At 59.0% G+C, this 12,610-nt stretch carries 12 protein-coding genes; 8 read left to right on the top strand and 4 right to left on the bottom strand.

What is annotated here, in order from left to right:
- Positions 1-116: 116 nt before the first annotated feature.
- Positions 117-626 carry a 5-(carboxyamino)imidazole ribonucleotide mutase gene (gene purE / locus ACFQW4_RS04590; protein ID WP_192236684.1) on the top strand — a complete coding sequence of 170 codons (510 nt, stop codon included), beginning with the start codon at positions 117-119 and terminating at the stop codon, positions 624-626.
- Positions 623-1,687, top strand: a complete 1,065-nt coding sequence (gene purK, locus ACFQW4_RS04585; protein ID WP_377724101.1) for a 5-(carboxyamino)imidazole ribonucleotide synthase — start codon at positions 623-625, stop codon at positions 1,685-1,687. Before purE ends, purK begins: the two co-directional genes overlap by 4 nt.
- A gap of 168 nt (positions 1,688-1,855) precedes the next feature.
- On the opposite strand, the gene ACFQW4_RS04580 is transcribed toward purK, so the two are convergent.
- The 3 genes from ACFQW4_RS04580 to ybbA all read right to left on the bottom strand — a co-directional run bounded on the left by ACFQW4_RS04580 (position 1,856) and on the right by ybbA (position 5,782).
- Positions 1,856-2,599: a class I SAM-dependent methyltransferase gene (locus ACFQW4_RS04580; RefSeq protein WP_377724098.1), complete on the bottom strand. Its 744-nt coding sequence runs from the start codon at positions 2,597-2,599 to the stop codon at positions 1,856-1,858.
- Positions 2,600-2,681: 82 nt separating this feature from the next.
- Positions 2,682-5,099 carry a putative ABC transporter permease subunit YbbP gene (ybbP, locus tag ACFQW4_RS04575; RefSeq protein ID WP_377724096.1) on the bottom strand — a complete coding sequence of 806 codons (2,418 nt, stop codon included), beginning with the start codon at positions 5,097-5,099 and terminating at the stop codon, positions 2,682-2,684.
- Positions 5,096-5,782, bottom strand: coding sequence for a putative ABC transporter ATP-binding protein YbbA (gene ybbA / locus ACFQW4_RS04570; RefSeq protein WP_101762379.1), 687 nt, complete (start codon positions 5,780-5,782; stop codon positions 5,096-5,098). The genes ybbP and ybbA overlap by 4 nt, the downstream gene beginning before the upstream one ends.
- Between ybbA and tesA the strand changes: the two genes are divergently transcribed.
- The 5 genes from tesA to ACFQW4_RS04545 all read left to right on the top strand — a co-directional run bounded on the left by tesA (position 5,750) and on the right by ACFQW4_RS04545 (position 9,551).
- Positions 5,750-6,376: a multifunctional acyl-CoA thioesterase I/protease I/lysophospholipase L1 gene (tesA, locus tag ACFQW4_RS04565; protein WP_176971305.1), complete on the top strand. Its 627-nt coding sequence runs from the start codon at positions 5,750-5,752 to the stop codon at positions 6,374-6,376. The two genes, ybbA and tesA, sit on opposite strands and share 33 nt — an antisense overlap.
- Positions 6,377-6,407: 31 nt before the next feature.
- The gene (locus ACFQW4_RS04560; protein WP_137385302.1) at positions 6,408-7,181 is read left to right on the top strand and encodes an SDR family oxidoreductase; all 774 of its coding nucleotides are present in this window, start codon (positions 6,408-6,410) and stop codon (positions 7,179-7,181) included.
- Between the two features lie 79 nt (positions 7,182-7,260).
- Positions 7,261-8,115 (top strand): co-chaperone YbbN, encoded by an 855-nt coding sequence (locus tag ACFQW4_RS04555; RefSeq protein ID WP_101762382.1) that lies wholly within the window; start codon positions 7,261-7,263, stop codon positions 8,113-8,115.
- A 63-nt stretch (positions 8,116-8,178) separates the two neighbouring features.
- Positions 8,179-9,093: an SPFH domain-containing protein gene (locus ACFQW4_RS04550; protein WP_101762383.1), complete on the top strand. Its 915-nt coding sequence runs from the start codon at positions 8,179-8,181 to the stop codon at positions 9,091-9,093.
- The gene (locus tag ACFQW4_RS04545) at positions 9,090-9,551 is read left to right on the top strand and encodes an NfeD family protein (protein WP_225608369.1); all 462 of its coding nucleotides are present in this window, start codon (positions 9,090-9,092) and stop codon (positions 9,549-9,551) included. The genes ACFQW4_RS04550 and ACFQW4_RS04545 overlap by 4 nt, the downstream gene beginning before the upstream one ends.
- Here ACFQW4_RS04545 and cueR read toward each other — a convergent pair.
- Positions 9,527-9,943: a Cu(I)-responsive transcriptional regulator gene (gene cueR / locus ACFQW4_RS04540; protein WP_101762384.1), complete on the bottom strand. Its 417-nt coding sequence runs from the start codon at positions 9,941-9,943 to the stop codon at positions 9,527-9,529. The genes ACFQW4_RS04545 and cueR overlap by 25 nt on opposite strands.
- 96 nt (positions 9,944-10,039) lie before the next feature.
- Between cueR and copA the strand changes: the two genes are divergently transcribed.
- On the top strand, positions 10,040-12,559 hold the full coding sequence (gene copA, locus ACFQW4_RS04535) for a copper-exporting P-type ATPase CopA (protein WP_377724092.1): 2,520 nt from the start codon (positions 10,040-10,042) through the stop codon (positions 12,557-12,559).
- Positions 12,560-12,610 lie beyond the last annotated feature (51 nt).

Raw genomic sequence — 12,610 nt, 5'->3', positions numbered from 1 at the left:
GCCCGTTTTCCGCCTACGCAACCGTTTTCCTTGCTGCCATCTCATGCTATTCTCTGTGCCCTTCTTCGCCTGCCCGCCCGGCCAGGTTCGTTTGCATATTCACAGGAGTTGACCGCATGTCATCCAACGCCGCCCCGGCCCGTATCGCCATTGTCATGGGTTCCAAAAGTGACTGGGCTACCATGCAGTTCGCCGAGGAAATTCTTAACAGCCTGGATGTTCCCTTCCACGTTGAAGTGGTCTCAGCTCACCGTACGCCCGACAAACTGTTCAGCTTCGCGGAAACCGCAGCCGATAACGGTTTTCAGGTGATCATCGCCGGTGCCGGCGGTGCTGCCCATTTGCCGGGCATGCTGGCCGCGAAAACGCTGGTGCCGGTGCTGGGCGTGCCCGTGCAAAGCGCGGCGCTGAGCGGCGTCGATAGCCTCTACTCCATCGTGCAGATGCCGCGCGGCATTCCGGTGGGTACGCTGGCAATTGGAAAAGCCGGTGCTGCCAACGCCGCCCTGCTGGCGGCACAGATTCTGGCGATCCACGACAGCGCGCTGTCAACGCGCATCGCCCACTGGCGTCAAACGCAAACTGATGAAGTGCTGAACAACCCGGATCCGCGGGAGGACGCATGAAGCCGGTTTGCGTATTAGGAAATGGTCAGTTAGGCCGCATGCTGCGCCAGGCGGGAGAACCGCTGGGCATCGCGGTGTATCCGGTGGGCCTGGATGCGGAACCTTCTGCGCTGTCGATCGCCGAAAGCGTGATCACCGCTGAGATCGAGCGCTGGCCGGAAACCGCGTTAACCCGCGAACTGGCGAGCCATTCGGCCTTTGTGAATCGCGATATCTTCCCGCGTCTGGCCGATCGCCTGACGCAAAAACAGCTGCTGGATCAGCTGAACCTCGCCACCGCGCCGTGGCAGCTGCTGGCCGATAAAGCCGAGTGGCCAAATGTGTTCAACTCGCTTGGCGAACTGGCGATTGTAAAGCGTCGTACCGGCGGCTATGACGGCCGTGGCCAATGGCGTTTGCGCGCCAATGAAACCGATGCGCTGCCGGATGAGTGCTACGGCGAATGCATCGTTGAGCAGGGCATTAACTTCAGCGGCGAAGTGTCGCTGGTCGGCGCGCGTGGACACGATGGCAGCACGGTATTTTATCCGCTGACGCACAACCTGCATCAGGACGGCATTCTGCGTACCAGCGTGGCGTTCCCGCAGGCCGATGCCGCACAGCAACAGCAGGCGGAAGCGATGCTCAGCGCCATCATGCATGAGCTGAACTACGTCGGCGTGATGGCGATGGAGTGTTTCATTACGCCAGAAGGTTTACTGATCAACGAGTTAGCACCGCGCGTGCACAACAGCGGCCACTGGACGCAGAATGGCGCGTCAATCAGCCAGTTCGAACTGCATCTGCGTGCGGTTTTGGGCCTGGCGCTGCCAAAGCCGGTGGTGTTTGCGCCGTCGGTGATGGTGAATCTGATTGGTACTGAGGTGAATCTGGCGTGGCTGCAGCAGCCGCTGGTGCATCTGCATTGGTATGACAAAGAGGTGCGTGAAGGCCGCAAGGTTGGGCATCTTAATCTCACCGATAGCGATCACGCGCGTCTGGCGTCAGCCTTGAATGCGCTGGTGCCGCTGCTGCCGGAAGCGTATGCAAGCGGGATTGCGTGGGCGGTTGAAAAGCTGTAGTTCAGCTGTTTTTCCCTCACCCTAGCCCTCTCCCAGTGGGAGAGGGAACCGATCGCGCTAACATCTCCCTCTCCCACTGGGAGAGGGAACCAATCGCGCTAACATGTTGTCTCCCTCTCCCTGTGGGAGAGGGCCGAGATGAGGGCATCAGCCCGCTTAGAACTCCCCTTACCCCACCATCTTCATCGCCACATGGCTCCAGCGATTCAGATGCGTAATCTGGAATCCATGCGCACTGAACAATGCATTCAGCGACGCTTCCGAATGAATCGTAATATGACCGGTGCGCGGCGCAATATACCAGTCAGTCATCCCCAAATGACTCACTTCGTCCGTGGTCGCGGTGCTGAAGAAAAACACCCCGCCTTTTTTCAAAAAACCTGACACTTCTGCCAGCGTTTTATGCGGATCCGGCGTATGCTCAAACACCTCAAAACTGGTCATAAATTCATAAGAATTCAGTTCTGGATAATCGCCGGGCACAAACGGATCCCACGCCACCATATCAATGCCCACTTCCTGCAGTAAGCGCGCCAGCGTGCCGGTGCCGCCACCGTAATCCAGCATTTTTTTGCCGTGATATTTTTTGAATAACGTCAAAATCAGATCGCGATTTCTCATCGGTCGATTGATCTCATAGTTAGGATCAAACTGCCCGTAAGCCTCGTTATACATATGCTGTGCATAATCCGCTGGCGTCCAGTCATCGCATGCGTGGGTATACACCAAACCACAGGTCTGGCATTGATGATAATAAATCGCCACGCCGGTGAGCGGATAAGTGTAACGACTGGCATTTTCCGAATGACAGATGGTATTGAAATCGGTCACACCATACAGCGTGGCCTCGCCCTGGCAGACTTTACAGCAGCCGATTTCAACAACGGATTTGACGATAAGTGGAGATGACATGTTTAGCCTTAAATAAGTCTGGTCTGCTTTCATGAGTCGACTCACGCAGACCAGAACTTAAATTTAAGACAAATCGTTTTGCTTATCCGGCACTGAAGCTTCTGAACAGCGCCTTCTGTTTTAATAGTCGAATACCCAACCAGGCACCGCACAGCGAGAGCAGCAGCGCGCCGCCGATCGGCAAGGCGATCCATAACGTCCAGTCTGGCTGCCACGGGAAATCGAAGATCTTGCGCTGCAAGCCCCACAGCGCCGCTTCCGCGCCCAGCGCCGCCGCAATCCCCGACACCACGCCAAGTAGCGCAAACTCACACCATAAGGTGCCGCGCAGCAGGCGCTTACTGGCACCCAACGTGCGATAGACTACCAACTCCTGCCGACGCTGACGCATGCCAACCTGGATCTGCGCCAGCAACAGCAGCACGCCGCACACCGTCACCAGCACCACCATCACTTCCAGCGCCTGACTGACCTGCGTCAGCACCTGACCGATCTGGCGCATCATGCTGCCGATATCCAGCAGGCTCAGCGTCGGGAATGCACGATTAAGCTGCGCCAGCAGCGCCGGATTGCTCTCCATACGGAAGCTGGTCAGCCAGGTTTGTGGCTGCTGATCGAGTGCGCCCGGCGGGAAGATAAAGAAGAAGTTCGGCCGCAGACTTTCCCAATCCACCTTGCGCAAGCTGGTGATTTTGGCGCTGAACTGCTGGGTATCGCCGCTGAAGGTTAAGCTATCGCCGAGCTTCACGCCCAGACGATCCGCCAGCTCCACCTCCATCGACACTTCACCGGGCTGCGGCGGCCAGTTACCGGAAATCAGCGGATTGTGATCCGGACGCTCCGCTTGCCACGTCAAATTAAGTTCGCGATTCAGCGCGTTATCCAGCTGGGGATCAGCCTCTTTGCCGTTTAGCTCGGTCAGCCGCGCACGCACAATCGGGTAGAAGGTTTCCGGCTTGAGCTGATGTCCGGCCAGGAAGTCGCGTACCTGCGGCACCTGCTCTTTGGTGATGTTCAGCAGGAAATAGTTTGGACTGTCAGGCGGCAGTTGCTGTTGCCAGCGATCCAGCAGATCGCCGCGCATCACCAGCAGCAGCGCCAGCAGCATAAATGACAGCGAAAACGCCGCCAGCTGGCTGAGTGTCATCGCCGGTTGACGCAGCAGACGGTTGATCGCCAGGCGCAGCGCCAGATTGCGCACCACCAGCCGACGCAGCAGCAGCAAGGTGCCCCAGCCGAGTAACGCCAGCAGCAGCGCCAGCATCACCACGCCCGCCAGCAGCGCCCACAGCATTTTGCTGCCGCCCATTAGCAGCGCCAGCAAGCCAATCACCACCAGCGCCATTGCCGGCAGATAGAATCGCAGCGGCCAAACGTTCGCCACCGCATCCCGCCGCAGTACGCGCAGCGGTTGCGTCGCCATCAGCAAACGATACGGACGCAAACCCACCAGCAGTGAAATCACAAACATCGCGCCGATCGCCCACAGCCACGGCCAGAAACTCGCCGCAGGCAGCGCGCCCGGCAGCACCGGTTTCAGCATCAGCAGCAGAATCACTTCAATGCCCTGCCCTAAGGCGCTCCCGACAATCGCCGCCAGCAGCAGCACCGCCAGCCATTGACCGATAATCAGCCGCTGCAGCGCCTTGCGCGTTGCGCCCAGGGTTTTCAGCACCGCCACCAAATCGTAGCGGCTGCGGCAGTAATGACTCATCGCCACCGCCACCGCAGCAATCGCCAGCATCAGCGTCAGCAAGGCTGAAAGCAGTAAAAACTGCTGCGCACGCTGCATTGAGCGGCCCAGCGCATCTTCCGAATTCTCCACGCTGATCCAGCGCTGATCGGCTTTTAGCTGCGGCGCGATCCAGCTGTCATAGCGCGCCAGGGGTGCCGGATCGCCGGAGAATTTATAGCGCCAGCTCAGACGACTGCCCGGCTGCACCGCACCGGTTTTCTCCACGTCGGCCAGATTCATTAGCAGACGTGGCGCGGTCTGGAACGGATTGAAGCCGCCATCCGGCTCCTGAATCACTTCCCCGGCAATGCGCAGCGTGGTGTCGCCGACATCCACGTTATCGCCCACTTTCAGATTCAACAGCGCCAGCAAACGCGGTGCGACCAACACCGTGCCCGCTTGTGGACGTAGGCCCGGCGGATCGGTTTGCAGCGTGCCGAACATCGGATAGGCATTGTCCACCGCCTTTACGTCCGCCAGCTGCGGCGTCTCTTGCGCGAAGGTCATGGTCATAAAGTGCAGCTGGCTGCTGACCGACAGCCCTTCATCACGCGCTTTGTTAAGCCACGCTTCCGGCGCGGGCGCGGTGGTGCGCAGCGTGCGATCGCCCGCCATAAAGTCGCGGCTCTGCTGGCTTAAGCCTTTTTCCATGCGATCGCTGATCGAACCCAGCGCCAGCACGCAGGCCACGGCTAAAGTGAGCGCCAGCCAGACAATCAGCAGCGAGGGCGAACGCCACTCGCGCCAGAACCAGCGCCAAATCATGACTCCTCCCACAACTTGCCGTCGCGCAGCCGTAAGCGACGGTCGCAGCGCGCCGCCAGTTGTTCATCGTGCGTTACCAGAATCAGCGTGGTGGCAAAATCGCGGTTGAGGGAGAACAGCAGATCGGCGATACGATCGCCGGTTTTACGGTCAAGGTTGCCAGTGGGTTCATCGGCAAACAGCAAACCGGGACGGCCGCTAAAGGCACGCGCCAGCGCCACACGCTGCTGCTCGCCGCCCGAAAGTTGCGCCGGCAAATGGTGCAGACGATCTTTCAGACCCAGCACCGTCAGCAGTTCCACCGCCTGGCGGCGACTTTCGCGATCGCTGTCGCCACGCAGCAGCGCCGGCAGCTGCACGTTTTCCAGCGCATTCAGCGTCGGCACCAGCATAAAGGATTGAAACACAAAGCCCACTTCGCGCGCGCGCAGCGCCGCTCGCTGCTCTTCATTCATGCTGTGCAGCGGCTGGCCAAGCAGATGCACTTCGCCGCTGCTGCCGTCATCCAGTCCGGCCAGAATGCCCAGCAGCGTGGATTTGCCCGAGCCGGACTCGCCAATCAGGGCGATGGTCTCAGCTGGTTTGACAACCAGCTCAACTCCGGTAAGGATGGTCAGCTGATGCTCTCCCTGACCGACGGACTTAGTAAGATGATGAACTGCAACAATGTTTTCCGCTGGCATTATCCCTTCCTGTTGTTATTGCTTCTGCTGGTGTCCCGACTCGCCGCCGCCGATACCCTGCTGGTGTTGGGCGACAGCCTGAGCGCCGGGTATCGCATGTCGGCCACGGCGGCCTGGCCCAGCCTGCTGAATAAAGAGTGGCAACAGCAGCCCAAAGTGGTCAACGCCAGCATCAGCGGAGATACCGCAGGACAAGGGCTGGCGCGTTTACCGGGCCTATTAAAACAGCATCAACCCCGCTGGGTGTTAATCGAATTGGGCGGTAACGATGGCCTGCGTGGTTTCCCGCCGCAGAATATCGCCGCGGACCTGACCAAAGTGATCGACGAAGTGAAAGCCGCTAAAGCGCAGCCGCTGCTGATGCAGATTCGTCTGCCGGCTAATTATGGACGTCGTTATACGGAAGCGTTTAGCGCGATCTATCCGCGTCTGGCACAGCAGTACGACATTCCTCTGGTGCCCTTCTTTATGGAGCAGGTCTACCTGAAGCCGGAGTGGATGCAGCAGGATGGAATTCACCCCAATCCGGATGCTCAGCCGTTTATCGCCAACCTGATGGCGACCGAACTGGCTCCGCTAGTAAAGCATGATTAATGCAGGCGTGTGATTTTTAACGGGTAAAGAAATGCAAAAAACAATTCTCATCACCGGCTGCTCGAGCGGCATTGGTTTGGTCGCCGCAAATGACCTTTTATCGCGCGGCTATCGCGTGCTGGCCGCCTGTCGCCGCGCCGACGATGTGGCGCGCATGGAAGCATTGGGATTTATTGGCGTACAGCTCGATCTCGATGATGCCGCCAGCGTCGATGCCGCCGCCGATCGCGTGCTGGAACTCACCGATCATCGCCTACACGCGCTGTTTAACAACGGCGGTTTTGGTCAATATGGGCCGCTCAGCAGCGTTTCGCGTCAGCAATTAGAGAAGCAATTTTCCACCAACCTGTTTGGCACTCATCAACTGACCATGCGCCTGCTGCCCGCGCTGCAAGCCAGCGGCAACGGACGCATCGTCAATACCAGTTCGGTACTGGGACTGATCTCGACGCCGGGGCGCGGCGCCTATGCCGCCAGCAAATGGGCGCTGGAAGCCTGGAGCGATGCGCTGCGTCTTGAAGTGCGCGACTCTGGCGTGCGCGTTAGCCTGATTGAACCCGGCCCGATAAGCACGCGTTTCACCGATAACGTGCATCAGGGCCAGCAGGATAAACCGGTACAAAATCCGGGCATCGCCGCGCGTTTCACGCTGCCGCCGGAAGCGATTTTGCCGAAGCTGCGCCACGCGTTAGAGAGCAAACATCCGCGCCTGCGCTATCCGGTAACGCTGGTGGCCTGGGCGATGAGCCTGCTGAAACGCCTGCTGCCAGGTTGGATACTGGATCGCATTTTGCGCAGCAACTAAGCTGCAACGCAGAATCAAACTTGAACCGGGGCAGCTTGCCCCCATATCCTCAACACACTTTCTGACAAGAGACGTATTCATGTCACACGCTTTGATTATCGACATCAACGAATCCAACCTGCAGCAGACCTTAGAACAGTCGATGCAGCTGCCGGTGCTGTTCTATTTCTGGTCCGAACGCAGTCAGCACTGTCTGGAACTGACGCCGGTGCTGGATCGCCTGGCGCAGGAGTATGCGGGTCAGTTTATTTTGGCGAAGCTGGATTGCGATAAAGAGCAGATGGTGGCATCGCAGTTCGGCCTGCGCTCGATCCCAACCGTTTATCTGTTCCAAAACGGTCAGCCGGTTGACGGCTTCCAGGGACCGCAGCCGGAAGAGGCGATTCGCGCTCTGCTGCAAAAAGTGTTGCCGCGTGAAGAAGAAGTTAAAGCGCAGCAGGCGATGCAATTGATGCACGAAGGCAAACCGCTGGAAGCGCTGCCGCTGCTGAAAGACGCCTGGCAGCTGAGCAACAAAAACAGCGAAATTGGCTTCCTGCTGGCAGAAGTGTTGATCACCCTGAACCGCAGCGACGAAGCAGAAACCGTGCTGGATGCGGTGCCGCTGCAGGATCAGGACACGCGCTATCAGAGCCTGATTTCGCAAATCGATCTGTTAAAGCAGGCCGCCGATACGCCAGAAATTCAGCTGTTGCAGGAGCAGTTAGCCAGCGATCCGACCAATGCCGAACTGGCTGCTAAACTGTCGTTACAGCTGCATCAGGTTGGCCGCAACGAGGAAGCGCTGGAGTTGTTGTTCAGCTTCCTGAAAAGCGATCTCAGCGTTGGTGACGGCCAGGTGCGTAAAATGTTCCAGGAAATTTTGGCCGCACTCGGCACCGGCGACACCCTCGCCACGCGCTATCGCCGCCAGCTTTACTCGCTGCTGTACTGATCGGTACCGCGCGTTAAACGGGCCGAACGACTCGGCCCGACAATCTGACAGCCAGGAGGTTATATGTTAACGGTCATTCCCGTCATCATTGTGCTCGCACTCGTTACCGTGTGGGCCGGTGTAAAAATTGTTCCACAAGGTTACCAGTGGACGGTAGAGCGCTTTGGCCGCTACACCAAAACCCTGGCGCCCGGCCTCAATTTGCTTGTGCCGTTCATGGATCGTATTGGTCGCAAAATCAATATGATGGAACAGGTACTCGATATCCCTTCGCAGGAAATCATTTCTAAAGACAACGCCAACGTCACCATTGATGCAGTCTGCTTTATTCAGGTTGTCGATCCGGCGCGCGCCGCCTACGAAGTCAGCAATCTTGAACTCTCGATCCTGAATCTGACCATGACCAATATCCGCACCGTGCTCGGCAGCATGGAGCTGGATGAGATGCTGTCGCAGCGCGACAACATCAACACGCGTCTGCTGCATATCGTTGATGAAGCCACCAATCCGTGGGGCGTGAAAATTACCCGTATCGAAATTCGTGACGTGCGCCCGCCGCAGGAATTGATCGCCGCGATGAACGCGCAGATGAAGGCGGAACGTACCAAACGTGCTGACATCCTTGCCGCCGAAGGCGTACGTCAGGCGGCGATTTTGCGCGCCGAAGGGGACAAGCAGTCGCAAATCCTCAAAGCAGAAGGCGAACGCACCTCGGCCTTCCTGCAAGCCGAAGCGCGCGAGCGTCAGGCAGAAGCGGAAGCCACGGCGACGCGCATGGTCTCCGAGGCGATAGCCGCCGGTGATATTCAGGCGGTGAACTACTTTGTGGCGCAGAAATACACCGACGCGCTGCAAAAAATCGGCGAAGCCAACAACAGCAAAGTGGTGATGATGCCGCTGGACGCCAGCAGCCTGCTCGGTTCAATTGCCGGTATCAGTGAACTGCTGAAGGAGAACCGGACGGAGCGCAGACCATGATCCTGATGGAGCTGATTGCGCATCCACACTGGTTCTGGCTGACGCTGGGCGGCCTGCTGTTGGCCGCCGAAATGCTCGGCACCAGCGGTTATCTGCTGTGGAGTGGCTTAGCCGCCGTCGCGGTGGCGCTGATTGAGTGGCTGTTTCCCATCTCATGGACCAGTCAGGGCATTGTGTTTGCGGTGATGACGTTGTTCAGCGCGTTCTTCTGGCATCGCTGGATGCGCTATCGCGAATCGTCGCAGGTCGCTAACACGCTTAACCAACGCGGTAACCAGTTAATGGGCATGCAGCTGACGCTGGATAATGCGCTGAAAAACGGCCTTGGACACGTACGCATTGGTGACAGCAGCTGGCGCGTGCAGGCGGACAGCGACCTGCCGGCGGGCACGCCGGTGATTGTCACTGGCGTGGTCGGCATTACGCTGATGATTCAGCCGCGCTTTCCATCGGCGTGATGGCAGCAACCGGCCAGGTGATTGATGATCGGGCACTCTGCGCTGTCATCGCCGGGGCAAGCCTCCGCCAGTTCCAGCAAGCGCGCACGCATCGCATGTAATTCTTCGATGTGCGCAGCAATCTCGTCGGCTTTCTGCAAGGTGCGCGCTTTAACATCGGCGCTGTGGCGCGCGGGATCGTTGAACAGCGTCACCAGTTCACGGCACTCTTCCAGCGTAAATCCCACCTGACGCGCCTGGCGCAGCAGATTTAGCTCATCTATATGATGCGCCGCGTAATGGCGATAGCCATTGTCACCGCGCGACGGCGGCGTCACCACGCCCTTCTCTTCGTAGAAGCGAATCGCTTTGCTGGTGAGTCCGGTTTTTTTTGCCACATCGCTGATGTTCATCTTTCCCCCTTGACCTTCCATTCAGGGGAAGGTTTAGGCTGTAGTTCTAATGCAAATTTTGCATGCAGTCAAAATCATTAGCCTGAGGAGTACACCATGTCACATACCCAACTGCTGGCGCTGGACGGCTTGTCCTGTGGCCACTGTGTTAAACGCGTCAAAGAAGCGCTCGAGCAGCGCAGCGATGTTGAACAGGCGGACGTCACGCAGCAAGAAGCGCGCGTGACCGGTGCGGCGAGCGCCAGCGATCTGATCGCTACGGTTGAACAAGCCGGTTATCACGCGGTGCTGAAAGACGGCGCAGCCAGCCCAAAGCCTGATCCGTTGACAGCTACAGAGCCGCCGCCGGAGGCGCTGACAACGGAGTCGCAACCGGCACAATCCACTGAAGCTGAGCTTGCTGTGCATCATTTACTGATTGGCGGCATGAGCTGCGCCAGCTGCGTAAGCCGCGTGGAACAGGCGCTGCAAAAAGTGCCGGGCGTCAGCCAGGCACGCGTCAATCTCGGTGAGCGCAGCGCGCTGATCATGGGTGATGCAAGCGCCGAAGCGCTGGTGAGCGCGGTCGATCAGGCTGGGTATTCCGCCGAAGTGATCGAGGATGAACAAACCCGCCGCGAACGCCAGCAGGTTAGCGCGCAGCACGCTATGCGCCGTTTTAGCTGGCAATCGGCGCTGGCGTTGCTGCTCGGCGTGCCGATGATGATTTGGGGCATGCTCGGCGACAACATGATGCTGAGCGCAGATAACCAAACGCTGTGGCGCACGCTCGGCGTGATTACCTTGCTGGTGATGGTGATGGCCGGCGGCCACTTCTATCGCAGCGCGTGGCGCAGTTTGCGTCACGGCACAGCCACCATGGACACGCTGGTGGCGCTGGGAACCGGCGCGGCGTGGCTCTATTCGATGAGCGTCGCCCTTTGGCCCGAATTCTTCCCGCATCAGGCGCGTCATCTCTATTTCGAAGCCAGCGTGATGATCGTTGGCCTGATCAATCTCGGCCACGCGCTGGAGCAGCGCGCACGCCAGCGCGCCTCGCAGGCGCTGGAACGATTACTGGATTTAACTCCGGCGCAGGCGCGGGTCATCAGCGATCAGGGTGAAACACTGCTGCCGCTCAGCGAGGTTAAGTCCGGCATGACGCTGAAGCTGGTCACCGGCGATCGCGTACCGGTGGACGGTGACGTCGCCAGCGGTGAAGCCTGGCTGGATGAAGCGATGCTGACAGGTGAGGCAGTGCCGCAGGCCAAACAGCCGGGAGATAAAATCTTTGCCGGTACGCTGGTACAAGACGGCACGCTGCACTTTGTGGCGCGCGCCATCGGCAGCCACACCACGTTGGCGCGCATTATCAATCTGGTGCGTCAGGCGCAAAGCAGCAAACCGGATATTGGCCGACTGGCGGATCGCATCTCCGCCGTATTTGTGCCGGTGGTGGTGGCGATTGCACTGCTGAGCGGGGTTATTTGGTATCTGGCGGGCCCGCAGCCGCAACTGGCTTACACGCTGGTAATTGTCACCACGGTGCTGATCATCGCCTGCCCTTGCGCTTTGGGTTTAGCCACGCCGATGTCGGTGATTGCGGGCGTCGGGCGCGCCGCAGAGTTGGGCGTGCTGGTGCGTGACGCCGATGCGCTGCAGCGGGCCAGCGAAGTCGATACTATCGTGTTCGATAAAACCGGCACCCTGACGCGCGGCACGCCGCAGGTCAGCGATGTGGTGCTGTATGGCGAGTGGAATCGCGAGCAGGTGCTCAGCGCGGCGGCGCAGATGGAGCAAGGCTCCAGCCATCCGCTCGCCAAAGCGATTCTTGAGGCTGCGCCTGCGGTGAACGCCGAAGCGGTTAAGCAATTTCGTACAATACGCGGCAAAGGCATCAGCGCTACAGTGGCAAACAGAACGCTGCTGCTGGGGAATCAGGCGCTGCTGGATGAGCAACAGATTGATTACCGCGCCGCGCAGGACGATATCGCGCGCTTCGCCGCACAAGGCGCAACGCCGGTGCTACTGGCCGACAATCAGCAGCTGCTGGGATTGATCGCGCTGCGTGACAGCTTGCGTCCCGAGAGTAAAGCGGCGCTGCAGCGTCTGCATCAGCAAGGTTATCGCCTGATTATGCTGACCGGCGATCATCAAAAAACCGCGCAGGCCATTGCCGCCGAAGCGGGTATTGATGAAGTGATTGCCGGCGTGTTGCCGGATGGTAAAGCGCAGGCGATTAAGCAGCTACAGCAGCAAGGCCGCAAAGTGGTGATGGTCGGCGACGGCATTAATGATGCGCCCGCGCTGGCGCAGGCCGATGTCGGCATTGCAATGGGCGGCGGCAGCGATGTGGCGGTAGAAACCGCCGCCATGACGCTGATGCGCAACGATCTGCACTGCGTCGCCGATGCGCTGTCGATCTCCAGCGCTACGCTGCGCAATATGCGGCAAAATCTGTTGGGCGCCTTTATCTACAACAGCCTTGGGATCCCCATTGCGGCCGGCGTGCTCTATCCATTTACCGGCATGCTGCTGAGCCCGATTGTCGCGGGCGCGGCGATGGCGCTGTCATCCATTACCGTGGTGAGCAATGCTAACCGTTTGTTGCGCTTCAAGCCCGCGCAACGGCAATAGCCATTCCAGCCCTGTTTTTCATCGGATGAAATCGCTAGCATGGTTTTTTGC

Origin of the sequence: Pantoea sp. GCM10028869 (assembly GCF_042666835.1) — a bacterium.
GTDB classification, from domain to species: domain Bacteria; phylum Pseudomonadota; class Gammaproteobacteria; order Enterobacterales; family Enterobacteriaceae; genus Pantoea; species Pantoea leporis.
Note: the sequence above shows the minus strand (reverse complement) of the source record. Positions and strands in the feature narration are given on the sequence as shown.